Origin of the sequence: Chryseobacterium carnipullorum (genome assembly GCF_003815695.1) — a bacterium.
GTDB classification, from domain to species: domain Bacteria; phylum Bacteroidota; class Bacteroidia; order Flavobacteriales; family Weeksellaceae; genus Chryseobacterium; species Chryseobacterium carnipullorum.
Genome location: NZ_CP033920.1, coordinates 1277443 through 1304190, shown reverse-complemented (window position 1 = coordinate 1304190; position 26748 = coordinate 1277443). Strand labels below are relative to the sequence as shown.

Below are 26748 nucleotides of genomic sequence, written 5' to 3'. Positions count from 1 at the left end.
ATCTAAAATTTCCAAATAGTATGAATTTTAAAACTAAAATAGTTATGATTTTATTATCCTCTTTATTAATTACGAATTGTAAGGAGGAAATGAAAAAATGTGTAAGTCAATCAACCGATACTAATGTAAAACTATATAATGATTTAACAGATCAGTTGATGCCTTATTTTTTTAGAGAAGATTATTTAGGTGAAAAAAGATATTTTGATAGTTTAAGAGTTCATGATGATGATTTATATATCGAAGAGAAGACAAAAGCGCACAACGAACTTTTTAATCATCCTGAAAAATTTTGCAATTTGTATATAGATTCTACTAAAAATAAAAATACATATTTCTGGACACATAATACCGAAGTTTATTTAAGACGCATAAAAAGAACGAAGGATTCTTTTAAAGACTTTTCTAATAATCCAGATATTAAAAATTTAAGCATACGAAGTTCTATAAAAGCAAATCAATTTAATTTGTGTACCGCAAAGGTCCTAGATTTGGTAGAGTATGATAAACATACAAATGAATGTGAGATAGGAGTAGTATATTTTTCAGAGATTGTATTTGATCCTTCTAAAAGAAGAGCATTAGTTTTTGTTGACCATCGTATAAAAAATTATTTCCATAGAAATGCTGTATTTGAACTAAGATTGAATAATGATAATTATTGGGAAATAGAAGATTCTATGTTAGTGTCAACTTCCTAACTTCCGGCACCCGATAGCGCGAGCGTCTCGCTCGTGCTTGTAGATAAAGAAGAAACCCTTGCAAATTGCGAGGTTTTTTTAGATATTTATAAAAAACCGAAAGATAATTTGCGAATAAGAGGATGTTATTAATCTAAAATTTCCAAATAGTATGAATTTTAAAACTAAAATAGTTATGATTTTATTACCCTCTTTATTAATTACGAATTGTAAGGAGGAAATGAAAAAATGTGTAAGCCAATCTACCGATATTAATGTAAAACTATATAATGATTTAACAGATCAGTTGATACCTTATTTTTTTAGAGAAGATTATTTAGGTGAAAAAAGATATTTTGATAGTTTAAGAGTTCATGATGATGATTTATATATCGAAGAGAAGACAAAAGCGCACAACGAAATTTTTAATCATCCTGAAAAATTTTGCAATTTGTATATAGATTCTACTAAAAATAAAAATACAGATTTTGCTACAGGTAGTAAAAATTTTATTACAGGTCATCCCGAAGCTCATATAAATTACATAAAAAGTAGGAAGGAGCTTTTAAAAGAATTTTCCAGTAATACAGATATTATTAAAAAATTAAGTACACGAAGTTCTATAAAAGCAAATCAATTTAATTTGTGTACCGCAAAAGTCCTAGATCTGGCAGAGTATGATAAACATACAAATGAATGTGAGATAGGTGTTGTCTATTTTTCAGAGATTGTATTCGATCCTTCTAAAAAAAGAGCATTAGTATTTGTTGACCATCGTATAAAAAATTATTTCCATAGAAATGCTGTATTTAAACTAAGATTGCATGATAATTATTGGGAAATAGAAGATTATACGATATTGTTAACTTCTTAATTTCCGGCTCTTTTCTTTTTTCTCATGAAATTTAGAAGAAGAACCCCCGCTGGCGCGAGCGTCTCGCTCGTGACAAGGGATAAACAATAAACCCTCGCAAATTGCGAGGGTTTATTGTTTTATAATGCAGCAACATTTTTATTAAAGAAGTCTTTAAATTTTTTCTTTGTAAGGTAAGTTTTGGTAGCTTCTTGAGAATCCTTTATGCGAAGTATGCTCTCGTAGGCAGGGACGGGTAAAATGGTCGAAATTTAAAAGGTGCTGATCTTTTCATAAAGCAAATAAATTTTCTACATTTATAAAAAACAATCAAAAAGCTAATCAACAGACATCCCAGTATTTCTTTGCTAAGGTTTTTGTTTACCCTAAAAAACTGACCGATGAATCCATCAGAAAAAAATATCCCCGTCCACCATCTCACCTCTGAACAGTTTCAGCTGATGACACTTGATACTGGACATCCGGAAAATTTTAATGATGTTCACAGGCATAATTTCTTTGAGATCATTTGGTTTAGTCATGTCAGGGAAAATAGCAGTTTAGAACTGGATTTTGAAAGTCATTTCCTTAAAAACAATCAGATCTGCATCATCGCACCCGGACAGGTATTCAATATGAAACTGAGGGGTGAAAAAGGCTATGTATTGGCTGTGAGCAGGGAAATATTTAAAGAAGTCTGTGACATCGAAACAATTCTTACTGTGGGAAGCTGCCCCTTTTCATTAGATCCTCAAAGCGCAGAAACCTGCAATACCATTATCTCACTTATGGAAGAAGAATATAAAGGCGCATCAAGGATCGAATTATTAAAAGCCTATCTGAAGGCATTCTGCCTCATTATCACAGAACAGATAGGGAAACAGGATCCTTCAATTAATGATAGACAGCGCATCCAGAAGTTGGTAAGCTTAATAGAAGAGCATTATATTGTCCAGAGAGAGACCCGTTTCTATGCAGATCAGATCAAAGTAAGTGCTCATCATCTGAATGATATTGTACGCCTTTCCAGAGGAACGACAGTGAAAAAAATGATTGCTCAGAGACTTATTTTGGAAGCTAAAAGAGAACTTAGCTTTGGGGCGTTAACCATTAAAGAAATTGCTTTTAAATTAGGATTCAGTGACGCTTCTTATTTCTCGCGTTTCTTTAAAAAGCAGACTGGCCGGAATCCGGAGGGATTTAAAGAAGGAAAAACTTAATCTTCAGAAAGTTCTTTTAAATTCATTCTAGAATAATAAGTTTTCATAAAAATCATAAAATGTAATCCTCAGTTTGTGCTGGTGTTCCTTCAGTTCTTATATTGAAACGCTTTGTTTTTTACCGGAATTTTGCATGGAGAAAAAACGATCTGTGTGGTCGTTTAATGATTGAACCCCTTTATGAGAAACTTAAGTATCGTAGTGTTTATTCTGGCACTGCTCAACACCCTGGAATCACTGAGTATAGACCTTTATCTGCCTGCTTTTCCGAGCATGGCCCAGATTTTCCAAACCGATATCGGACATATTCAGATTTCAATTTCTGTGTTTTTTGCAGGATTTGCCTTCGGACAGTTACTTTGGGGACCTTTGTCTGACAGAACAGGGCGTAAACCCATGCTATACTGTGGCCTTTTCCTCTTCATTGTAGGGGCTACAGCCATATTTTTTACAGAAAACATTTACGTGCTTTGGGCGATGCGTTTTCTTCAGGCGTTTGGTGGAAGTGCGGGTATTGTAATCGGAAGGGCCATCGTTATTGACCTGTACGACAGACAAAAATCTGTAGCCATTTTTTCCCAGCAGTCCCAGATCAGTGGAATAGCCCCGATTGTTGCTCCGCTGTTGGGAAGTGTATTTCTCAAATTCTGGGGATGGAACAGCTCATTTGCTTTTTTGAGCATAATGGGCCTTTTAACCCTGTTAATGGTATATAAATACGTTCCCGAAACCAATGCAAGAATGACACTTTCTGATCATTCTGAAGATGAAAAAGGATTAAAGGATCACCTCAAAGCAATACTTTCCAATAAAGAGTTTATCAACAGCACAATGATTGGAAGTATCGCCTTCGCTTCCCTGATCATTTATATTTCTAATGCCCCGTTTTTATTTATGAAACTTCACGGGTTCTCCAGCGGAACTTTCAGTCTGATATTTGGCTTTAATTCATTAGCCTTAATAACTGCGGCATATATTACGCCTAAATTAGTAAAGAGAATAAGCGATACAAAGCTTTTATTAGCAGCTACCCTTATATTGTTGATCGTATGCAGTCTGCATATCCTTATTGCTGCAGAAAATCTTTCAGTAGCGCTGGAAATTATGATGCTGTATCTGTCATTGTTAGCTATCGGAATTTTATTCCCTATTACTTCAGCTCATGCTTTGTCGCCTTTTAAAGAAGGACGTGGTACGGCGGCCGCTGTGATGGGATTTATGCAGTTAATGGTTACTTTCTTACTTTCAGGACTGGCGGGGTTTTTAGAGGCAGACTCCATCATGCCGATGGTTATTTTACGTGCAGGCATTGCATTAATTGCCGTTTGGTTTGCTTACCGTTCATTTAAAAATAAAAATGCTTCTGTATAACATGAACATTTAAAAGTTGTTTAATATAAAATCGGATGTTATTCGGGTGATATAATCCTGTCATTTCCCCGTTTGGTCATACCATCCCGACACTTAATCAAGTAATTTTTGTAAACCCCTTCCAAAGGAATCTCTTTGCATAAAAATTTAAATTATGAAGAGAAATCTTTTGGCAGCCGTTTGCGGATTGTTTGGATGTTATGTCAGTGCACAGTCCGGAATATCCGGAGAGCTTAAAACAGAATATATTCCTTTCTCCAGTTACATCCGTCCTGAAGACAGTACAAAAACAAATTCTAAGAGCAATTTTAAAAGAGCGGATCTTAATCTCAGTATTCCGTTATCAATGAAAAAAGACAGCAATGGAAGAATAAAAGCCTGGTCACTTCTGTTGAGTGGATCTTATGCGAAAATGACGCATAAAGACTACGAAAGACAGCTTTTTCCTGATCAGATGTTTAATGCCCAGGTCGGAATCCAGCACATGAGGCCGTTAGGAAAAAAATGGAGCATGATGATGACTGCGGCAGTAGGCGTTTACACGGATCTTGAGCAAATAAGTTCTGACGATATTCTGGGACAGGGTGGAATCTTGTTTATCAGACATTTTAATCCAAATCTTGCCCTGGGAGGAGGTCCTGTACTGACGACTGCTTTCGGGGTTCCAATGATCTTGCCGTGGATTTATTTCGATTGGAAAACCAACGGAAAAATTAAATTTAATATCAATTTCCCGGAAGGAATGGAAGCAGGTTACCTTTTTTCAGACAAATTTGCTCTGAAGGCAGTCGTCAACCTCAGCGGTATGACCGTAGAAAGAAATAAAGACGGAAAATCCATGTTATTGGGCTACCAGCAGATCACAGCGGGAATAAGACCGGAACTAAAGCTGAATGATAAACTCAGCCTTCGTCTAACAGGCGGAACAGCCCTGCTGAGAAGTTTCAGTGAGAATGACAGAAAAATTAAAAGTATTTTCAAAGACAAAAAAATAGCAGACCCTAAATTTGCCAGTACATTTTATGCCGCGATATCTTTGAGGTGGAACTTGCCTTAAGAGCACAGATGGAATCTGGGAGCAGGAAGATGGAAGTGACTATCCGACAATTAATTGCTTTTAGTCTGTTGATTATTAGCATCCTTGTAGATGGAAATGAAAAGAAAGTCATTTAATTTTCGACAGTTTCCCAGCTTCCCTTTTCCTTTCTATTTGCTAATAAGCTTCTTATACACCACCTGATTGAGCAGTTCCTCCTTTCGGCTACGGGAAATAGGAAGCTCAGTTTTATTAATGAACAGACGTCCGCCGGAGATCATATCGATATGGGTAATATTGATCAGGAAAGATTTATGGATCCTGAAAAAATGCTCAGAGGGCAGGGACTCTTCAATCGCTTTCATTGTTTGATGGATCACCAGAGATTTATCTTTAAAATGAAGCTTCGTATAGTTCTGCATACTTTCAATATATAGAATATCTACCCAGGACACTTTGACAAAACTATCGGATTGCCTTACATACAGATAGGGATCATCAAAAGCAGAATTTTTCTTCATCTTTTCAGACACAATAAACTGCTGCTGCGCCTTATTGACCGCCTGATAAAAGCGATTAAAAGCAATCGGTTTCAGAAGATAATCTACAACCTGAAGCCGGTAACCTTCCAAAGCATATTCGGAATACGCGGTCGTAAGAATGCATAAAGGAGGATTTTCAAGCTGTTCAAGAAATTCAAGGCCGGTTAAGTACGGCATATTGATATCCAGAAAAAGAAGATCAATTTCCTTCTCCTTGACTATTGTACCCGCTTCCAATGCCGTTGCGCAAGTATCTTCAACCGATAAAAAGTCGATCTGGTCGGCTAATTCTTTAAGATGAAATCTGGCCAAAGGCTCATCATCGGTAATTAAGCATTTCATTTTGGGAATATTACTGCTCATTATTGTCGGATAATTGTAAGGTTAAAGTGACTTTGTATACATTATGGTCTGTCTGGATGGTAAGCTCATGAGCATCCGGATACTGTAATTTTAAACGTTTTTGTACATTGTGCAGACCGATTCCACCAGCGCCTTCTTTCTTTTTATGGAGGGCCAATTCTGAATAGCAGTTTTCAACATAAAAGAAAAGAAAACGGTCTTTTTCCATGCAGGAAATCTTTACATAACCCTTGTGTCCGGGTAGTCTGCAGACATACTTGAAGGCATTTTCAATGAAAGGAACCAGCAGGAGAGGAGCAATAGATAATCTTTTATTTCCTATGTTCCAATCTGCACTCACCTCAAGCTCATTGCCCCATCTTAATTTTTCCACTTCCACAAGATTTTGAAGATGATCAATATCCTGACCGAGCGGGACAAGATTTTGACTGCAATGATAAAGCTGATACCGTAAAATATCAGAGAATTTGAGCAGCAGATAATCGGCAAGTTGGGTATCTGTCTTCATCAGAATATGAATATGATTCAGAATGTTGAAAACCACATGGGGGTTGATCTGATCTTGCAGTAATTTAAGCTGGTTTTCCAGATGAGCCTGTTGCAGCAGGATATGATCCCGTTCTATTCTTCCGTGTTCCTGATAAAATTTGATCCCACAGGCTGATCCGTTGATAAGAAAAGACGCGGGAAGGGCCAGGTAGAATCCTTTCCATAAAAAAGGAAGATGATTAACAAAATCGTGAGGAAGCTCGTTCTTGGAGCTGACTTCAATATATGTGAATATCAAAGAATAGATAAAGCTCAGTAAAAGAATAACGCCTGTTGCCTGAATCAGAAATAGTTTCATCTTTTTTGCCCGCAAAGCATGAGGAAGGAGTCTTGTCGTAAGAAAATGAGTGAAAATAAAAGAAGCAATGACAAGAGTAATGGTTTGAAATACAGCTGAAGGTTTGTCAGAATTAGCCTGAAAGTTGATGTACACAGCCGCCGCAAAAACAAGCCAGAAAAGACTAACAAAAATATATTCTCTTAAAATAAATGGTTTTGTCATGAAGAAGGGTAAGGTAATTTATAAAAAATTAGAAACTGCAGGTCGCAGTTTCTAACACGTAAAGATAATTTAAGTTTTTAGAATAAGAAATATCCAATCCCCAACGTAAAGCTGTGTGGTTTAGATTTAAATTCCCTGCTGATGCTTGAAAGTCCCGTTTCATACCTTAGGTCTGCCGTGAAATTTTTATAATCTACACCTATACCTCCCGTGATTCCGATATTCGATTTGTCAAAGCTTTTAAAACCTTCCTGCAGGGCTTTTGATGTGGAAAGATTGTTCTTAAAGGCATAGCTGTATACGCCCCCTGCAAACGCTCTTACATTAAAATCTTTGGTGTTGAAGAATTTATAACCAATAACCACCGGAATGTCCACAGAATTCCAGCTTAGTTTTGCTGAAGTTCCGTCCTTCGTGTCATACGATGTCTTTCTTTTGTTGAATAATGCCTCTCCCTGTACATAAAGACTTCCAATATCCATTCGGGTTATCATTCCCCCTTGATAACCGAAGCCATATTTCCCTTCCAGTGCTGAGGATTCTGTTGAGGTTTTTGTAAAGTTGGCACCCCCTTTTATCCCGATGTGGAAAGTTTGGGTTTGTTGCGCACGGGTTTCTACGGAACACGTGATGCATAATAAAAATGAGCTTAATGCTAAAAACTGCTGTTTCATAAATTGCTTTTAATAATTTCATGCAAAAAAACAACGATCAGAAGCCGGATAAAACTTTATTTGATGAACAGCACAGATGCTTTGACAAGAATCTCTTTTTTAGCTGAAAAACAAAAAAAATCGGAAGAGGGTACTTCCGATGAATGTCTGTTAAAAAGGTTGTTCTTCACAAATAGAAGGAGGATTACATCCGCCACCGCCAGGATTTCCACCGCCGCCGCCTGCGGAAACACATCTTCCCGGATTCCCGTCATCATCCATCTCACAAGCCCTTCCAAATGCACATTCACAATCCGTCCAGCAGTAAGCAGAGTCGCCATTCATATGGCAACCATTGATACCTGCCCCAAGGATTGTAGAGAGGTCCTTTCTTAATAGTTTTTTCATTTTTCCCATAATCAATTGATTTTGTAAGTTAATAGTTTGATGTATAGGTAAATATAATCAAAAAAAATAACCATTTTTCATCAGTGTGAGAAATAAGGGGCCCAACACAAAAGAAACAACCCACTGCATCTGCAATGGGTTGATCTGTTTTATTTACTGAAATTTAATTGTAAAGGAAGGTTGACCACAGAGAGAACAGGTCGCCCGTTCGATTCGGCGGGTTTCCATTTTCCTTTGTCCCTGATCCGGTAAAAAGCGGCCTCTATAAATGCATTCACATCTTCATTGTTACCCTTTACCTTTACCTGAGAAGCATTCCCCTTCGGGTCTAAAGTAAATTTTAAATTGATCTTATAAGGATTAACTGCAAAATTCAGAAAAGTAAGATCCACAGCTTCGGTTAAAAGTTTCTGGAAAGAAGCTTTTCCGGTTTCATACGCTGCTTCCTTGGTGATTTTAGGTACCACAGGAGGTGGAACATCCGTTATCATTTTCTTTTCTTCCTCTGAAATTTTTTCTAATGCATTTTTATAGGCGGATATTTTTTCTTCAGTAAGAAGCCACTCCTGTTTAGTCCTTTCATCATTAGGCTTCGGATATTTCCTGTACAGTGACTTTATTTTTCTTTCATAACGGGAATCAGCTTTCTGGAATTCAGATACCTGAGCACTGCTGAAAGAAAAAATCAAAATAAATGCTAATGCTGAAAGTTTTTTCATCAGAATTAAGCTTTTACAATATTAAGGATCACTTCAACTGCTTTTTCCATGCTTTCAAGCGCTACATATTCGTAAGGTCCGTGGAAATTCATTCCTCCGGCAAAAATATTAGGACAAGGCAGTCCCATATAGGATAACTGAGCTCCGTCTGTTCCTCCTCTGATGGCTTTGATTTTAGGCTCAATATTCGCTTCTTTCATCGCTTTTGCAGCAAGATCGATGATATGCATTTTTCCTTCAAACTGCTGCTTCATATTTCTGTATTGCTCTTTAATCTCCACTTCCGCAGTGCCTTCGCCATGTTTTTGGTTGAATTCAGCGACTTTCTCCTCCATGAATTTTTTTCTGGCTTCATACTTTACCTCATCATGATCACGAATGATATAGTGAAGTTTTGCCTCAGAAATATCAGCCGTAATATCCATTAAATGATAAAATCCATCAAAACCTTTAGTCGTAGCCGGAGTTTCATTCGCCGGAAGCATTTGGATAAATTCAGCGGCTAAAAGACCCGCATTGACCATCTTTCCGTAAGCATAACCCGGGTGAACACTCAATCCGTGGATTTTTACCACCGCTCCTGCTGCATTAAAGTTTTCATATTCCAGTTCTCCAACTTCACTACCATCCATGGTATACGCCCATTCTGCACCGAATTTAACGACATCAAATTTATGGGCACCTCTTCCGATTTCTTCATCCGGAGTAAATCCTACAGCAATTCTTCCATGCTTGATTTCCGGGTGGGCGATAAGATATTCAGCAGCCGTTACAATTTCTGCACATCCTGCTTTATCATCTGCGCCAAGAAGGGTGTTTCCGTCTGTAGTAATCAGTGTTTGCCCCGTATATTGTTTTAAACTTTCAAATTTTGAGGATGATAGGGTAAATCCTGTTGTTTCATTTAAAACAAGATCACCTCCGTCATAGTTTTCCCAAATCTGCGGTTTTACATTTTCTCCGCTAAAATCAGGAGAAGTATCATAATGCGAAATAAAACCTATGGTTGGCCTCTTATCATTTTCTACATTAGAAGGAACATATCCCATAATATAGCCATGTTCATCAATGGAAACATTTTCTAAACCAATTGTTTTGAGTTCCTCAGCAATATGGTTGGCAATATCCCACTGTCTCGGAGTAGAAGGGGTTGCTTCGCTTTCAGCATCACTTGTTGAATATATTTTTACATACGTAAGAAAACGGTTCAGTAATTTCTCTTTCCACAATGGGTTGAATTCTATTATACTCATCGATCATAAATTTCCAACAAATATACAATGTAAATTTTTCAAATCTGGAATTTAGGATATCTTTCTGGTGCATTTTCAGTCGTTAAAGGAGATTCATTTTTTTAATCTCAAACTGCAATTTCGTTAATCAAATAAATTATCATAACTTGCGTGAATTATGATGTCCAAACGTTGCAAATATGCTTTAAAAGCAATGGTTAGATTGGCAAGAAACTACAATCAGGGATTTTTGTCAACGGCTGTTATTGCACAGGATGAGAATATTTCCAAAAAATTTTTAGAACAGATCCTTCTTGAACTAAAAAGAGCCAAGTTGGTCAACAGCAAACAAGGAACCGCTGGCGGATATTATCTCCTGAAGTCACCTGACGATGTTTCGTTGGCAGATATTTACCGTATTTTCGAAGGGCCGATTGCCCTGACTCCATGTATATCTTTAAATTTTTATGAACCTTGCGATGATTGCGTCGATGAGGCAACATGCTATCTCAGAAATGAACTCATGATCGTCAGAGAAAAGACAAGAAAAAGCATGATGGAAGCGACCCTTACTTCTTTTATAAAAAACAGCTGAAATTTTTTTTAATTTTTATATCCTACTAATTTGGTAGGATAAATAGGATTTATATATATTTGCAGGAGTTAATTTCAATTGCAAATGGAAAATACCCTGAAAATAGAATTCTATGAATTGTTTGAAAAGGCCTCTGAAGGTGCTTTCAATGATGGTTTTTTAGAAATTCTTGCCAGCCGGTTCCCTGGTGAAGTCATCTTTTCTACCAGCTTCAGTTATGAAGATCAGGTCGTGACTCATCTCATAAAAAACCTGAATATTGATATTTTCACCCTCGATACAGGAAGACTTTTTGAGCAAACCTATGAAACCTGGACTTCCTCCAGAGCATTCTTCAAAAAGAATATTAAGGCCTATTATCCGGATCCGGAATCACTGCAGCAATTTGTTTCAGAAAACGGACCCGATTCCTTTTATCAATCTGTAGAACAGAGAAAAGCCTGCTGCAATATCCGAAAAGTTATTCCTTTGAAAAAAGCACTTAATGGATATAAGGTTTGGATCACAGGATTAAGGTCTGAACATTCCGCAGGCAGAAAAGAAATGCCGCAGCTGGAATGGGATCCGGATCATCAGATCATCAAATTTCATCCCATCCTTCACTGGACCACAGAACAGGTTGCAGATTATGTTAAAACGAATCACCTTCCTTACAATCACCTTCACAAAAAAGGATTTGTAAGCATCGGATGTGAACCCTGTACAAGAGCGATTAAAGAAGGCGAAGATTTCAGAGCCGGCCGATGGTGGTGGGAAGATGCTGATAAGAAAGAATGCGGCTTACATGTTCATCAATAAAAAATAAAATATGTCATTATATCATTTAAACTATTTAGATCAGTTAGAAGCTGAATCCATCTACATTTTACGGGAAGTGGCTGGACAGTTTGAACGTCCGGCTTTATTGTTCAGCGGAGGAAAAGATAGTATTGTACTGGCGCATCTGGCCGCAAAAGCATTTCCCTATGGAAAAATTCCCTTCAAGTTTGTTCATGTGGATACCGGACACAACTTTCCGGAAGTTTTAAGCTTCAGAGATCAGCTTGCTGCCGAATTGGATGTAGATCTGGTGGTAAGAAAAGTGGAAGATACCATTAACAAAAAAAAACTGACAGAGCCTAAAGGGAAATTTCCAAGCCGGAACTGGCTGCAAACCTTTACTCTTCTTGACACAATTGAAGAATTCGAGTTTGATGCGTGCATCGGTGGAGCACGAAGAGACGAAGAAAAAGCCCGTGCAAAAGAAAGAATATTCTCTGTTCGTGATGAATTCGGACAATGGGATCCCAAGCTTCAACGCCCCGAGTTGTCGAATATCTTTAATGGAAAAATTCACAAAGGAGAAAATGTAAGAGTATTCCCCATCAGCAACTGGACAGAACTTGATGTCTGGAACTATATCCGACGGGAAAATATAGCCTTGCCTTCCATTTACTTTTCGCACGAAAGAGAAGTGGTAGATCTTAACGGACAGTGGATTGCCAATTCTGAACACGCTGCACTGGAAGAGGACGATATCGTCACCATAAAAAGGATACGCTATCGGACCGTAGGAGATATGACCTGTACGGCGGCAGTTGAATCTGAAGCATCAACAGTAGATAGAGTGATTGAAGAAATTGTGGCCACCAGGATATCGGAAAGAGGTGAAACCAGAATTGATGACCGGGTAACCGAGGCCGCCATGGAAGACCGTAAAAAAGGAGGCTACTTTTAATAAGGGATGAACAATGAGGAGTTAGTAATAATGCAATTTGTAGAACATTAATAGTAAATAAATTACCCATTACTTATTGCTCATCATTAATCAATCATCATTAATCATTTATAACAAAAAACTCGTGGATATATTAAGATTAATAACAGCAGGAAGTGTAGATGATGGGAAAAGTACCCTCATCGGAAGACTGCTTTACGATAGCAAAAGCATTTTGCAGGACCAGCTGGAAGTTCTGGAAAAACACTCTAAAAACAAAAATGATGATGGGGTAGATCTGGCTCTTTTAACGGATGGGCTCCGTGCAGAAAGAGAACAGGGAATCACGATTGATGTCGCTTACCGATACTTTTCGACATCAAAAAGAAAATTTATTATTGCAGATGCTCCGGGGCACGTTCAGTACACACGAAACATGATTACCGGAGCTTCTAATTCAGACCTCATGGTCATTCTCATTGATGCCCGTAAAGGAGTTATTGAGCAGACCAGAAGACATTCCATTATTGCTTCATTGCTGAAACTGAAAAAAGTAGCCGTTGCGATCAACAAAATGGACATGGTAGACTATTCGGAAGATGTTTTTGAAACCATAAAAGCAGAGTATGCTAAAATGGCAGAAGGTCTTGGGTTAGATGATGTTACCTATTTCCCTATTTCTGCATTGAAAGGAGATAATATTGTGTCCTTGTCATCTGCTACAGCATGGTATCAGGGAAGTTCCCTTCTGGAATATCTTGAAGAAATACAGCTTGATCAGGAGCAAAACAGCGGCAGCCGCTTCCAGGTACAGTACGTCATCCGGCCTCAGACTGAGGAACTGCATGATTACCGTGGATATGCCGGACAGATCATCAGCGGAAGTTTTCAGAAAGGAGATAAAATAGCAGTACTTCCGGCAGGAATGATTACTGAAATTGCAGCTATAGAAGTGAATGGAGTCGAGGTTCAGCAAGCCTTTGAGGGGCAACCGGTCTTAATTCAGGTCACAGACGATATCGATATTAGCAGAGGAGATGTATTCGCTGCGGCAGAAGAACTTCCTTCAGTTGAAAAAGAAGTGGAAGTATTACTTTGCTGGCTCGATCATAAAGCATTGCAGCCGGGCAATAAATATCTGATACAGCACCACAGCAGACAGCTGAAAGCAGTTGTAAAACATGTAGATTATAAGATCAATGTCAATACATTGGAAAAAGAAGCGTCTGAAGGTGAAATAAAACTTAACGAAATTGCAAAAGTAACCATAAGAACGGCACAGCCTCTTGTATTTGATGATTTTGTAAGTAATAAAAAAACAGGATCAGCTATTCTGGTCGATGAAACCTCTAATGCTACCGTTGCAGCATGCATAATTCAATAGAAGATGAAAGTTTCAGATCAATTTATTAAGAAAATTCTTGAAAAAAAACAGACGAGTTCCAGAGGATTCTTTGATAAGGGTAATATGGAAAACTTTGTCAATAACCTCTATAATGTTCTGTTTCTTTCGCAGGAAATCCATGCTGAAAACCAGATTTATATCGAGTTTGAAGAGCTACATGAAATTCTTTTTGAGCTGATCAAAAACACGTCGGAGGATGAGGTTTTCGCGGAGAAGCAGGCCGATCATTTCTTTCATGTATTGCCAGAGCTTTACAATAGTCTGATTCTGGATGCTGAATCTATTTTAGAATTCGATCCTGCGACGGAATCTCTGGAAGAAATACTCCTCTCATACCCAGGCTTTTTTGCGACGTATGTATATAGAATTTCCCACCAGCTCTGGATTCAAAAGATAAGAATCCTGCCTAGGGTAATCTCAGAATATGCCCACAGCAGAACCGGAATTGATATTCATCCGGGCGCGGTCATTGGAAAACATTTCTTTATTGATCACGGAACCGGAATTGTGATCGGGGAAACGACCGTCATCGGCAATCATGTAAAACTCTATCAGGGTGTAACACTTGGAGCTTTACATGTTTCAAAGGATAAAGCCAATGAAAAAAGGCACCCCAATATTGAAGACCATGTCATTATCTATTCCGGGGCTACTATTCTGGGAGGGAATACTACCATTGGCAGAGACAGCATCATTGGAGGAAATGTCTGGATCACACAGAATGTTCCTTCCAGCTCTCTGGTCTATAATAAAAGTGAAATAAAAATAAAAGATAACGGAACGCTTCCCGAATCTTTAACCTTTGTGATTTAACATTTTAGAATAATAAAAAACGAATTTAAACCATTAAGAAGCATGAAGGTTTTTAGAAAATTAAGTTTCGCATTACTGTATTAATCCAGCTTAATAAATATCCCGGGATATTTGCTTAATGCTCTTAACAACTTAATCCGCCTTAATGGTTCAAAAAATAATAGAACGAATATTTTAAAGCTAACAATATCATCACATCAGTAACAACATAAAATTGAATCGGTATGAAGTTCCAAAACACACTAGAAACCATCGGAAATACCCCGGTAGTAAAAATTAATAAACTCTTCGGTACAGAAAATGAAATCTGGATCAAACTGGAGAAAGCCAATCCCGGCGGAAGCATCAAGGACAGAATTGCTTTAAGCATGATTGAGGATGCTGAATCCAAAGGAGTATTGAACAAAGACAGCGTTATTATAGAACCTACCAGCGGAAATACAGGGATTGGACTTGCCCTGGTAGCTGCCGTAAAAAACTATAAGCTGATTCTTGTGATGCCGGAAAGTATGAGTTTGGAACGCCGAAAAATTATGGAATCTTATGGAGCAGAATTCGTTCTCACTCCAAGAGAAAAAGGAATGAAGGGGGCGATTGAAAAAGCAGAAGAACTGGCTAAAGAAACTCCAAATTCATGGATTCCCAGACAGTTTGACAATCCTGCCAACGTGAAAGTACATGTTGAAACCACCGCTCAGGAAATCCTGAAAGACTTTCCCGAAGGACTGGACTACCTGATTACAGGGGTAGGAACAGGAGGTCATATTACCGGGATTGCGCAAGTGCTGAAACAGAAATTCCCCAATATCAAAGTGATTGCTGTAGAGCCGGAACTCTCTCCCGTACTAAGTGGAGGATCTCCCGCTCCGCATCCTCTGCAGGGCTTGGGAGCCGGATTTGTTCCTTCAATTCTTGATACCGGACTCTTAGACGAAATTATTCAGATCAGTAAAGACGAAGCCTATGAATTCACGAAGGAAGCCGCAAAAAAAGAAGGACTTTTTGTAGGAATCTCTACCGGAGCCGCTTTAGCTGCAGTTGCCAAAAAACTTCCTGAAATTCCGGCCGGATCTACTATTCTGACCATTAATTATGACACCGGCGAAAGATACCTGTCCATCGAAGGACTTTTCTAGAGACCACTAATAAGAAGATTTAAAAATGAAAGAATTCAATAGCACACCAAAGGTTTACCTTGTCGGTGCAGGACCCGGCGACCCTGATCTCATCACGGTAAAAGCTGTAAAAGCCATTGCCGCCGCCGATATCATTTTATGTGACCGTCTTGTAAGTCCTGAGATATTGGAACGCTACGCCAATAAAAACCCCGACATCATCTATGTAGGAAAAGAATGCAGTAAAAATGCTTCTACACCGCAGTCCCGGATCAATGCATTAATAGTAGAGTATGCTTCTCAGGGAAAAACAGTCGTACGACTTAAGGGTGGAGATATCTCCTTTTTCTCCAATGTTTTGGATGAATTGAAAGCTTTAAAAGAGCATCACCTGACATTTGAAATAATCCCCGGAATTACAGCAGCTTCAGGAGCAGCGGCCTATGCCGGAATACCTTTAACTGCAAGAGGATATGCTACCTCCGTCCGCTTTCTGACTTATTATAAAACAGAAATTCTGAGTGATGCCTATTGGAAAGAACTTGGAACATCCGAGGATACGCTTGTTTTTTATATGTCAAAAGGAAATCTGAATGGTCTGGTAGAGAAATTTTTAGCATTAGGTACCTCTGAAGACAAAAAGATCGCTGTTATCGAGCAGGCGACTACGCCTTATCAAAAAATATATACCTCGTCTTTTGAAGATTTTCATGAAAACTTAGGAAAGAAAGACTTTGTATCTCCGTCATTAGTGGTTATTGGAAAAGTAGTGACCCTGCACGATGAGTTTTCATGGCTTGAAACACCTATTCAGGAAGGGATTTACTTTAAATCTGTAACGAACGGAAGCTTAGTGTCCAACCCTCAAAATATATTAGAATATGCTGTCTGAAACTAAATTAAATGCCCTTAAAGAAATATCAGGTGGTTTTTCAAGAGACGAAGCGGTCTGGGCCAGCGGTTTTTTGGCCGGTCTTGCGGGATTCTCGTCTTCAGCCGGATCTTTTTCTCCGGAAGTCAATTCAGAAACGACTTCTCCAAAGAAAATTACGCTAGCCTATGGAACAGAAACCGGAAACAGCAAGAAACTCGCGGTAGAACTTGCGGGAATCATTAAGAAAAAAGGAGTGCAGGTGAAACTGGCAGACCTTTCCCAATACAAACCGAAAGATCTCGCAAAAGAAGATTTTTTCTTTCTCATTATCAGTACTCAGGGAGAAGGCGATCCACCCATTCTTGCGAAGAAATTTTATGATCACATTCATGAAAATGATTTGAACATCAGTAATTTGAAATTTGGCGTTCTAGCTCTTGGAGACAGCAGCTATCCCTTGTTCTGCAAAACAGGTGAAGACATCGATTTCCGTTTTGAAGTGCTCGGGGCGCAGCGAATCCTTCCTCTGAAAAAATGTGATATTGATTATGAAAAGGAAGCTCATACCTGGGCAGAACACATCCTGGATGTCGTTAACAAAACCAAAGAAAGCAGCCAGAACAGTACAGTTGCTACAAAAATATCAACGGGACGAAAAAAATATCAGGGAAAGATTTCAACAATCATCAACCTCAACGATATAGATTCCGACAAAGAAACCTACCATATAGAAATAGAAACGGAAGAGCCTCTTGTCTATAATCCTGGCGATGCATTGGGAGTTATAGCCTTCAACTCAAAAAATGACGTGGAGGAAATAATTAGCTTGACCGGAATTGATCCTGAAAAGCAGATTAAAACAACAAAAATTACAGCCAGCGTGCAAGACTTGCTGTACAAACATCTTAACATCAGTTATCTGCTTAAAACAACAGTCGCTCAATATGCAGAAATTACAGGACATCCTATTCCTGAAGTAAGATTAAGCCTTCTGGAATTGCTTAGAATCTATCCGGTAAAAAATGCAGATGAATTTGAACAGATCATCCCGGTTCTGACGGGTCAGTCCCCACGTTTATATTCTGTTTCTTCGTCATTGGAAGCACACGGGGATACCGAAATTCATATTACGGTAGCCAAATCTGAGTTTTTCATTCATGATAAAAAACAAAATGGACTGTGCAGCGGTTTCCTGGCTGAATTTAAAGAAGGAGAAACCATTGAATTTTATATTCAGGAAGCCAAACATTTCAGACTTCCCCAACCGGATAAAGATATTATTATGATTGGTCCCGGAACTGGGATTGCGCCTTTCAGATCTTTCCTTTACGAAAGAGATGCAGTAGGAGCAGAAGGCAGGAACTGGCTTTTCTTCGGTGACCGGACATTTGTTTCGGATTTCCTTTATCAGGCCGAACTACAGGATTTTCTTAAAACCGGGACTCTGACCCATCTGGATCTTGCTTTTTCCAGAGATACCGCCGAAAAAATATATGTACAGCACAAACTGGAGCAAAAGGCCCAGGAAGTTTATCACTGGCTGGAAAGCGGAGCATCATTGTACGTTTGCGGAGCCAGAGAACCCATGAGTAAAGATGTGGAGAAAACCATTCTGAACATTATTCAGGATAAAGGAAAACAAAGTCTGGAAGAAGCTCAAAACTACTTGGAAGAACTGGAACTCAGTGGCAGATATGTAAAAGATGTGTATTAAATCATAAAAGGATACGATATGACAGATAAGAATAACCTTTCGCCGGTAGAAAGAATAAAAACCGGCAGCAACGGGCTCAGGGGAACTTTAAAAGAAAGCCTTTCAGATGATTTTACGGGAGCCATCAGAGAAGATGACCAAACCCTCATCAAGTTCCATGGAATGTACCAGCAGGATGACAGGGACAGACGTGAGGAAAGAGTCGCCAAAAAGCTGGAATGGCTGTATTCCTATATGATCCGGTTGAGACTTCCGGGAGGCTTTTTAACTTCTGGACAATGGGCTGGGCTTCATGAAATTGCAGAAAACCATTCCACGGGAGTGATCAAAATTACCACGCGCCAGACCATTCAGCTGCACGGGATTTTAAAATCTCATGTGAAACCTACCATCCAGAACTTCAATCTTCAGCATCTGGATTCCATTGCGGCCTGCGGGGACGTGAACAGAAATGTCACCTGTACCTCAAATCCTTCCGAATCACCATTGCATCAGCAGATCTATGAATTAGCCGGAAAGATCAGTGAAATGTGTCTTCCGAAAACGAAATCTTATTATGATCTGTGGATCGATGATGAATTGGTCATTGACAGAAAAACAGAAGAAGACCCTCTGTATCAGGACCGATATCTCCCGAGAAAACTGAAAATTGGAATTGCTATTCCTCCCAATAATGACGTGGATGTTTTTATTAATGATATTGCTCTGATTGCCATCATTGAAAATAATCAAATTGTAGGCTATAATATCGCGGCAGGAGGAGGACTTGGCGCCACTCATGGAAATGATGCAACGTATGCGAGGCTGGCTTCTCTTCTAGGTTTTGTAGACACAGAAGAAAAAGCGTTGAAAGCAGTGTATGAAATTATCACTGTACAGCGTGACTTCGGAAACAGAAGCGACAGAAAATTATCAAGATTAAAATATACCATAGACAAGCTTGGTATCGAAGGGTACAGGACTGAAGTCGAAAAAAGGTGTGGTTTTGCCTTTGAACCTGCGCGGGAGTTTAAGTTTGAACAGCGAAAAGACCGCTATGGTTGGGTACAGAATCATGAAGGGAAGTGGTTTTATACCGTTTTTGTAGAGCATGGAAGAATCCTTGATATCGAAGGTTATCCCTTAAAATCAGGGCTTTTAAAAATTGCGGAGACAGGGAAAGTGAATTTCCGCTTTACCTGCAATCAGAATCTTATTCTTTCTGATATTCATGAACAGGATAAAGGTGAAATTGAGGAGATTCTTAAAGAGCATGGAATTTCCGGATATACGGATGAGGTCAGCGCACTGCGTAAAAATTCTGTGGCCTGTGTTGCATTAAATACCTGTTCACTCGCTTTGGCGGAAGGACAGCGCTACCTGCCGGTTTTAGTCACCAAAATAGAACCTGTGCTGAAAAAGTACGGACTTCAGAACGAAGATATTACCATCAGAATGACCGGCTGCCCGAACGGCTGCGGAAGGTCACCAAATGCCGAAATCGGACTGGTAGGCACAGCTTACGGAAAGTACAACCTGCATATCGGTGGTGACAGACTGGGAATGCGCCTCAATACAAAATTTAAAGAAAACATTGGCGAAGAAGAAATCCTTGAAACGCTTGATGAGCTTTTCGGAATCTATTCTGAAGGCAGATATTCAGAAGAAACCTTTGGTGATTTCTCATATCGATATCTACAAACCATAAAATGAAAAATATGATCAACTCTTTTTACCGGAACAAAAAAGCTGCTCAATTTTTAGGAATACGAATGTGTATGTGCTGTTCATTAATTTATGACGCATAAACCATTTTTCAATCCTAAAATTTTATACAAGTGAAAACAATACAACATCAATATTTTAAGCATAGAATACATTTTATAGCATTTACCCTTTTCTTCACCGGATTTATACAGGCTCAACAGCTTATTGAAGTAAGCGGAATCATCAAACATACAGATACTCATAAAGGGATTGCGGGAGTACAGATTCAGGCAGAAAATACTCAGGATAAAGCCACAACCGATCAGGATGGGAATTTTAATCTGAGAACAAGGGTGAAAATACCTTTCAGAATTGTGATTGCCAAAGAAGGCTTTGCCAGCCAGACGGCCGAAATATTATCGCTGTCCAGTAAAATTGCCATTGAATTAAATCCCCAGAACACCATCATCAATGAAGTCGTTATTTCAGCCTCACGTGTTCCTGAAAAAATCATGAGATCGCCGATTGCTATTGAAAAAATTGATATTAAAACCATTCGGGAGAGTCCCGCTGCCTCATTCTACGAAACATTAGAGAATGTGAAGGGGTTACAGCTTTTAACTTCAAGTCTTACTTTAAAAGTTCCGAACTCAAGAGGATTCAATTCTCCGAATAACTTCCGATTCATGCAGCTGGTAGACGGTGTAGATGTACAATCTGCAACGCTTGGAGTTCCGCTTGGAAATGCCATAGGTCCCACAGAGCTGGATATTCAGTCCATGGAAATTACTCCGGGAGCAGCTTCTGCCCTGTACGGAATGAATGCCGTCAATGGATTGGCAAGTTTACAGACAAAAGATCCGTTTACCTCGGAAGGCGTAAGTTTATATTTCAGAGGTGGAGTGAATCATGTAGACCATATCAACCACAAAACAGCTGCTCTTGGGGAAAGTGCAGTAAGGATTGCAAAAGTCCTCAACAAAAATCTGGCAGTAAAGATTAATGCTTCTTATTTCAGTGGAGTAGACTGGATCTCGGACAACCGTACAGATCAGAATCCCAATTCATTAATCACGGCCAATTCCAACTTTTCTTTAACCAATAATCCGGCCGAAGATCTATGGAATAAGTACGGTGATGAAAGAAACAACCGGACCTCTGTAAAAGTGAATTATAACGGAAAGCCAACCACTTTTAATGTTTCAAGGACCGGATACTATGAGAAAGATCTGATCAGTCCTGAAGTGAAAAATGTAAAATTTGATGCCGGGTTATATTATCGTTTTGGAGATCAGTGGAAAACTTCGTACGTATACCGCTACGGATTACTTGATGGTACTTTTCAGAGAGGAAATAAGATCCGTCTTCAGAATGCAACCGTTCAGAATCATAAAGTAGAATTAGCAGGTAAGGATTTGACATTCAGAGCGTATATGTCCATAGAGAATACAGGAGATTCTTATAATCTCAAACCTTTAGCTGACAATCTGGACCTTACCCATCTTTCCAATACCAACTGGAAAAATATCTTTCAGACTGCCTTGCAGGACAGACTGAATTCAGGAGTGAATCTGAATGATGCTTTTATTCTGGCGCGACAGGAAGCCGATAAAAACAGGGTACTTCCCGGGACACCCGCTTTTGAACAGCTGAAAAATACGATTATCGGGATTAATAACTGGGATTCTGCCAACTCCGGAATTGCAGGAGCACCGGCTACTGGTGGAGCAAAGCTTGAGCAGAAGTCCCGCTTTTATCAGACAGAAATGACGTACGACCTGTCAAGATTTGTGAAGGTTTTTAATCTTCTTGTCGGGGCAGATTACCGTTTGTACAGCATTACCCCCGACGGAAATAATTTTGTCGATTTTGAAAGACCGGTCAGCGAGAGAAATATTCCGTTATCAGACGGGACTTTCGGAAACAATGTTATTTATCAGAAATACGGCGCTTTTGCCCAGCTTACCAAACTTTTTTTCCAGAATAAATTAAAAGTGAATCTGGCCCTTCGCGCAGACAGAAACCCTGAGTTTGACACTAAATTAAATCCAAGAGTAAGCGTTGTCTATTCTCCGGTTAACCAGCATAATTTCAGAGCGTCTTTTCAAAATGGATATCGTTTTCCGTCTTTGTTTGAAGCCTTGTCATTTGTTAATAACGGAAATGTAAGAAGAGTGGGCGGCCTGTCAAAAGCCAATGAGGGCCTTGGATATCTCGAAAATTCATATACGCTGGCTTCAATAGATCAATTCATTTCCGCTGTTAATAAAGATGTAGATGGAGGCCTCAATCAGAATCAGGCTGCATTGAAAAACAGAAACCTTCTGACCGCTGCCAATCTGCCGAAATTGCAGCCTGAAAAGGTGACCTCCTTTGAAATAGGCTATAAATCAGCGCTATTCAACAGCAGGTTGGTCATCGACTGGGATTTTTATTACAATGTGTATGAAGGATTTCTGGGGCAGGTAGAAGTAGCAGTCCCTAAAAATGAAGATATTGGAAGCGAGAATGCTGTTTTAGCGATGCTCGACCGAAGTAAGCAGGACAGATACAGAGTCTATACGAATAGTAACAGCAAATACAAAAGCCTCGGAACATCTTTAGGAATCCGCTATAATCTGGTGAAAAATTATAATATTAATGTCAACGTTTCGTATAATGACCTTGTTTCAACCAATACTTCAGATCTTTTTATTACGGCTTTCAATACGCCAAAATGGGCGGTTAATCTAAGTATAGGAAACCGGGAAATCATTAAAAATATCGGATTTACGGTTGCGGCGAGATGGCAGGACAGTTTCTTATGGGAAAGTCCGTTAGCGTCCGGAAATATCCCTTCCTATTATACCATTGATGCACAGGCAACATGGAGAATTCCGGAGATTAAAGCAAGTGTGAAAATTGGAGCAACCAATCTGCTTAACCGCCGATATTTTCAGTATGCAGCAGGACCTGAAGTCGGAGGACTGTATTATGTGGCATTCACCTATGATCTAAAACTTTAAATACAATGAGTAACTCTCTATATCCCATATTTTTAAAGCTTGAAGAGTTATCGCTGCTCATCATTGGCGGTGGCAATATAGCTTTGGAAAAACTGGAATCCGTTTTGGCGAATTCTCCTGAAGCACGGATTAAACTGGTGGCCAAGGAAATCAGTGATCAGGTTAAAGAACTCAAACAGGATTATCCCAATCTTACCCTGCATGAGCGATCTTATACAGATAATGATTTTAACAGTGCCGATCTTGCGATTGTGGCGGTGAATGATATTTCTTTAGCAGAGCGGATCCGCAGCAGGGCCCACCAGCATAATATACTAGTTAATATTGCTGACAAACCGGGCTTATGTGACTTTTATTTAGGGTCTATTGTCCGGAAGGGAAATCTTAAAATTGCGGTCTCAACTAATGGTAAATCCCCAACGGTGGCCAAAAGATTACGTGAAATTCTAACGGAAACTATTCCTGACGAGGATATGGACGGGCTTCTCGATAATATGCAGAACATCCGGAATCAGTTAAAAGGTGATTTCACCTATAAAGTAAAAGAGTTAAACCGGTTGACGACCAGTTATCTGGATGAAAAAAGCGTTCCATCTGATGAGGTGAAACTGGAGATGGAAAAACTGATCAACATTACTAAAACAGTACGCCGGAGAGCTAATATTTATCTGGGAATCATAGGGGTTATGATCCTTGTCGGATTGTTGGCACTGATCATTTATCAGTTCAATCTATCCGGAGATATTCAGCATTTTCTAAGCAAAGATGGGCATATTTTTTACTGGATGCTGCTGGCTGGCTTTCTGGCAGAGATTGTCGCCGGATCTATGGGAATGGGTTATGGAGTGATCTGTACGACGATTCTGTTGCTTCTGAACGTTCCGCCTCCGGTGGTGAGTGCAAGTATTCATTCTGCAGAATCGTTTACGTCTGCAGCGGGAAGTATCAGTCATTATAAATTAGGGAATGTCAACAAAAAAATGGTGTGGATTTTATTTCCTGTGGCGGCAGTAGGTGCTTTTATCGGAGCTTTTACCCTGTCTCATTTCGGAGAGAAGTATGCTCATATTGTAAAGCCTGTAATCGCTTGCTACACCTTGTACTTGGGAATCAATATTCTTAGAAATGCTTTTAAAAGAAAAGATAAAAAATCAGGACAAATCAGACTAAAAAAAAGAACCAATCTCAGGGTATTGGGATTGGTGGGTGGATTCATTGATTCTTTTGCCGGAGGCGGTTGGGGCCCTTTGGTTACCGGAACATTGATTAAAGAAGGGAGAACGCCCCGCTACGTTGTGGGAAGCTCAACGATGGCTAAGTTTTTACTGACCATTGTGAGTGCTGTAACCTTCATTTTCACCATTGGAATCCATCACTGGAACATTGTCCTGGGACTTCTGCTGGGAGGTGTTTTTACGGCTCCTTTTTCGGCAATGTTTACATCGCGGCTTCCCGCAAAGAAAATGTTTGCTATAGTGGGGGTTGTGGTGATTGTAATGAGCTTGATTACCATTGTAAAATCATTAACCTAACCATTTTTGAAGAATACAAATTTGTTTTGAACAGGGCATTTTATGTTTTGCCGGGTTTATCAGGAGCCGCATATCAGTTATTGAAATTTTAAATCGGATATAAATATTTGAAAATCAAAATAATGTTAGATTTGTAGGTACCGTAGATAAACTTGTTTAGTTTTATTATATTTGAGAAAATCAAAAAGTAAAAATGTTTCTTACTGAATGTCCTAGAGATGCCATGCAGGGTTGGGGTGAATTTATCCCTACCAGCAAAAAAATAGATTACATTAACTCCCTCATGGAGGTTGGCTTTGATGTACTGGACTGTCTGAGTTTTGTTTCCCCGAAAGCAATTCCACAGATGGCGGATTCTGATGAAGTGGCTGAAAACATCGATACCTCTTTATCCAACACCAAAGTTTCTGCGATCATCGGAAATTACCGAGGCGCTGAAAAAGCATTAAAACATAAGAATGTAGATATTTTAGGCTTTCCGTTTTCTATTTCGGAAACATTCCAGCACAGAAATACCAACAAAAATCAGGAAGAGGCTTTTGATGAGATCATTAAAATGCTTGAACTGGCTACCTGTGAAGGAAAACAGCTGAACATCTATTTTTCCATGGCATTTGGAAACCCTTACGGAGAAATGTGGAAGTGGGAAGATGTAGATTTCTGGGCCAAAAGATTTTCAGAGATTGGGATTAAAGATGTTCTGCTTTCTGATACTACAGGGGTTGCCACTCCTGAAACCATTGCTCTTTTATTTGAAAAGATCCCTTCAAAATATCCTGAGATTAATTTTGGAGGACATTTCCACAACCGCTATGAAGATTCCTATACAAAGCTCAAAGCTGCTTATGATCAAGGGTGCAGAAGATTTGACAGCGCGATCAAAGGAATTGGAGGCTGTCCTATGGCCAAAGATGATCTGGTAGGAAACATGCCGACAGAACAGGTGATCAATTTTATGAGCGTAGAAAAAGTAGATCATAAACTGAATTTATTGAATTTCGAAAGTTCTTATAACAGAGCGAAGGATATCTTTCATTTTTAATAATGAACGTGTAGTAAATTCCCGCAGATTTCACAGAATATATAGGAAATAAATAAGTTAAATAATATAATAATCTGTGTCATCCGTGAAATCTGCGGGAACATAATCAAATAGGAGCGGGTTTTAACCCGCTCTCGTATATTAAAAACTCGATCGGCTTTAGCCAAAACTTATCATTTAACACCAAAATAAACGAAATGTCACCAATAATCTCATCATCCGAACTAAAAAGTATTTTTCAGAATCCCAACCTCATCATCCTTGATGCCAGAGTAGGGAAGGACATTTACCAGACCTATCTTACGAAACACATTAAAGGAGCCCGTTTTATCGATCTGGATAAAGATCTGGCCGATATAGGGGAAGATGCTGCTTTTGGCGGAAGACATCCGCTTCCAGCAGTTGAAAAATTTGCTGAAACACTGTCAGAACTTGGAATCTCAGAAGACGCGTATGTGGTAGTATATGATGATAAGAGTGGGGCCAATGCAGCAGCAAGGGCCTGGTGGATGTTGAAATCTTTTGGATTTGAAAACGTTCAGGTTCTGGATGGTGGAATTCAGTCTGCCGAGAAAGAAGGGGTAGAGTTTTCATCCGGTGAAGAAACCTTTGAAAGATCTTCTGTCATTAAGAAAGACGGTTGGCTTCTTCCTGTTAAAAAATTAGAAGATGTTGAAAATGAGTTACTAAGCCATTCTTCAACAGTTGTTGACGTAAGGGATGCATACAGATATAAAGGTGAATCTGAACCTATTGATCTGGTAGCCGGACACATTCCCGGAGCGATTAATATTCCTTTTTCTGAAAACCTGGATGAGAACGGAAATTTCCTGAAACCTGAACTTTTGAAGGCAAAATATACAGAACTTTTAAAAGACCAACCTCAGCACCTCATCATCCATTGCGGATCTGGTGTTACAGCGTGTCATACGATTCTGGCATTGGAGTATGCGGGTTTTCCTATTTCTGATCTTTATGTAGGTTCATGGAGTGAATGGAGCAGGAGAGAAGGAAAAGAAATAGCGAAAGAGAGTTAAAAGCATTTTTTTTAAACCATCAACGGCTGTTTAGATTTTAAGCTACTCAATCGTTGATTGCTAAGATGAAATCATCCATAATATTTTTGACAGCTTATTCAACTGT

General features: G+C 39.1%; 24 protein-coding genes. 18 read left to right on the top strand and 6 right to left on the bottom strand.

All coding sequences use genetic code 11. The features are described 5' to 3' along the window. Nucleotides 1-20: 20 nt before the first annotated feature. The 5 genes from EG346_RS06020 (at nt 21) to EG346_RS06000 (ending at nt 5181) form a co-directional block, all read left to right on the top strand. On the top strand, nt 21-701 hold the full coding sequence (locus EG346_RS06020; RefSeq protein WP_123877384.1) for a hypothetical protein: 681 nt from the start codon (nt 21-23) through the stop codon (nt 699-701). 151 nt (nt 702-852) lie between these two features. Continuing rightward, nucleotides 853-1554 carry a hypothetical protein gene (locus EG346_RS06015; protein ID WP_123877381.1) on the top strand — a complete coding sequence of 234 codons (702 nt, stop codon included), beginning with the start codon at nt 853-855 and terminating at the stop codon, nt 1552-1554. A gap of 380 nt (nt 1555-1934) precedes the next feature. Beyond that, nucleotides 1935-2753 carry a helix-turn-helix domain-containing protein gene (locus tag EG346_RS06010; RefSeq protein WP_123877378.1) on the top strand — a complete coding sequence of 273 codons (819 nt, stop codon included), beginning with the start codon at nt 1935-1937 and terminating at the stop codon, nt 2751-2753. A gap of 180 nt (nt 2754-2933) precedes the next feature. Continuing rightward, complete coding sequence (locus tag EG346_RS06005; RefSeq protein ID WP_123877375.1) at nt 2934-4124, top strand: multidrug effflux MFS transporter; 1191 nt, start codon at nt 2934-2936, stop codon at nt 4122-4124. 154 nt (nt 4125-4278) lie between these two features. Continuing rightward, nucleotides 4279-5181 carry a DUF6268 family outer membrane beta-barrel protein gene (locus tag EG346_RS06000; RefSeq protein ID WP_123877372.1) on the top strand — a complete coding sequence of 301 codons (903 nt, stop codon included), beginning with the start codon at nt 4279-4281 and terminating at the stop codon, nt 5179-5181. A gap of 149 nt (nt 5182-5330) precedes the next feature. Here EG346_RS06000 and EG346_RS05995 read toward each other — a convergent pair whose 3' ends face one another. From EG346_RS05995 to pepT, 6 genes are all read right to left on the bottom strand, one after another. Continuing rightward, a complete protein-coding gene (locus EG346_RS05995) occupies nt 5331-6065 on the bottom strand; it encodes a LytR/AlgR family response regulator transcription factor (RefSeq protein ID WP_123877369.1) in 735 nt (244 codons plus the stop codon). Next, nucleotides 6055-7116, bottom strand: a complete 1062-nt coding sequence (locus EG346_RS05990; protein ID WP_123877366.1) for a sensor histidine kinase — start codon at nt 7114-7116, stop codon at nt 6055-6057. The genes EG346_RS05995 and EG346_RS05990 overlap by 11 nt, the downstream gene beginning before the upstream one ends. Before the next feature lie 77 nt (nt 7117-7193). Beyond that, on the bottom strand, nt 7194-7790 hold the full coding sequence (locus EG346_RS05985) for a porin family protein (protein ID WP_123877363.1): 597 nt from the start codon (nt 7788-7790) through the stop codon (nt 7194-7196). 150 nt (nt 7791-7940) lie between these two features. Further along, the gene (locus EG346_RS05980; protein ID WP_123877360.1) at nt 7941-8177 is read right to left on the bottom strand and encodes a hypothetical protein; all 237 of its coding nucleotides are present in this window, start codon (nt 8175-8177) and stop codon (nt 7941-7943) included. Between the two features lie 149 nt (nt 8178-8326). Continuing rightward, nucleotides 8327-8896: an energy transducer TonB gene (locus EG346_RS05975; RefSeq protein WP_123877357.1), complete on the bottom strand. Its 570-nt coding sequence runs from the start codon at nt 8894-8896 to the stop codon at nt 8327-8329. Nucleotides 8897-8901: 5 nt separating this feature from the next. Beyond that, nucleotides 8902-10149 (bottom strand): peptidase T, encoded by a 1248-nt coding sequence (gene pepT, locus EG346_RS05970; protein ID WP_123877355.1) that lies wholly within the window; start codon nt 10147-10149, stop codon nt 8902-8904. 157 nt (nt 10150-10306) lie between these two features. Between pepT and EG346_RS05965 the strand changes: the two genes are divergently transcribed. From EG346_RS05965 to EG346_RS05905, 13 genes are all read left to right on the top strand, one after another. Next, nucleotides 10307-10723, top strand: coding sequence for an RrF2 family transcriptional regulator (locus EG346_RS05965; RefSeq protein WP_073328259.1), 417 nt, complete (start codon nt 10307-10309; stop codon nt 10721-10723). A gap of 84 nt (nt 10724-10807) precedes the next feature. Further along, nucleotides 10808-11521 carry a phosphoadenylyl-sulfate reductase gene (locus tag EG346_RS05960; protein WP_123877352.1) on the top strand — a complete coding sequence of 238 codons (714 nt, stop codon included), beginning with the start codon at nt 10808-10810 and terminating at the stop codon, nt 11519-11521. Nucleotides 11522-11531: 10 nt separating this feature from the next. Further along, on the top strand, nt 11532-12440 hold the full coding sequence (gene cysD, locus EG346_RS05955) for a sulfate adenylyltransferase subunit CysD (RefSeq protein ID WP_123877349.1): 909 nt from the start codon (nt 11532-11534) through the stop codon (nt 12438-12440). Between the two features lie 124 nt (nt 12441-12564). Then, nucleotides 12565-13803: a sulfate adenylyltransferase subunit CysN gene (locus EG346_RS05950; RefSeq protein WP_123877347.1), complete on the top strand. Its 1239-nt coding sequence runs from the start codon at nt 12565-12567 to the stop codon at nt 13801-13803. Between the two features lie 3 nt (nt 13804-13806). Then, complete coding sequence (gene epsC, locus EG346_RS05945) at nt 13807-14637, top strand: serine O-acetyltransferase EpsC (protein ID WP_123877344.1); 831 nt, start codon at nt 13807-13809, stop codon at nt 14635-14637. Between the two features lie 224 nt (nt 14638-14861). After that, the gene (cysK, locus tag EG346_RS05940) at nt 14862-15773 is read left to right on the top strand and encodes a cysteine synthase A (RefSeq protein ID WP_073328249.1); all 912 of its coding nucleotides are present in this window, start codon (nt 14862-14864) and stop codon (nt 15771-15773) included. Between the two features lie 25 nt (nt 15774-15798). After that, nucleotides 15799-16644 carry a uroporphyrinogen-III C-methyltransferase gene (cobA, locus tag EG346_RS05935; protein ID WP_123877339.1) on the top strand — a complete coding sequence of 282 codons (846 nt, stop codon included), beginning with the start codon at nt 15799-15801 and terminating at the stop codon, nt 16642-16644. Beyond that, nucleotides 16634-18340 carry a diflavin oxidoreductase gene (locus EG346_RS05930; protein WP_123877336.1) on the top strand — a complete coding sequence of 569 codons (1707 nt, stop codon included), beginning with the start codon at nt 16634-16636 and terminating at the stop codon, nt 18338-18340. Before cobA ends, EG346_RS05930 begins: the two co-directional genes overlap by 11 nt. A gap of 18 nt (nt 18341-18358) precedes the next feature. Beyond that, on the top strand, nt 18359-20032 hold the full coding sequence (locus EG346_RS05925; protein ID WP_123877333.1) for an NADPH-dependent assimilatory sulfite reductase hemoprotein subunit: 1674 nt from the start codon (nt 18359-18361) through the stop codon (nt 20030-20032). 134 nt (nt 20033-20166) lie between these two features. Beyond that, nucleotides 20167-23031, top strand: a complete 2865-nt coding sequence (locus tag EG346_RS05920) for a TonB-dependent receptor (RefSeq protein ID WP_123882585.1) — start codon at nt 20167-20169, stop codon at nt 23029-23031. 5 nt (nt 23032-23036) lie between these two features. Beyond that, a complete protein-coding gene (locus tag EG346_RS05915) occupies nt 23037-24563 on the top strand; it encodes a TSUP family transporter (protein WP_123877330.1) in 1527 nt (508 codons plus the stop codon). A gap of 193 nt (nt 24564-24756) precedes the next feature. Then, complete coding sequence (locus EG346_RS05910) at nt 24757-25605, top strand: hydroxymethylglutaryl-CoA lyase (protein WP_123877327.1); 849 nt, start codon at nt 24757-24759, stop codon at nt 25603-25605. Between the two features lie 197 nt (nt 25606-25802). Continuing rightward, the gene (locus EG346_RS05905; RefSeq protein ID WP_123877324.1) at nt 25803-26642 is read left to right on the top strand and encodes a sulfurtransferase; all 840 of its coding nucleotides are present in this window, start codon (nt 25803-25805) and stop codon (nt 26640-26642) included. The last annotated feature ends 106 nt before the right edge of the window (nt 26643-26748 follow it).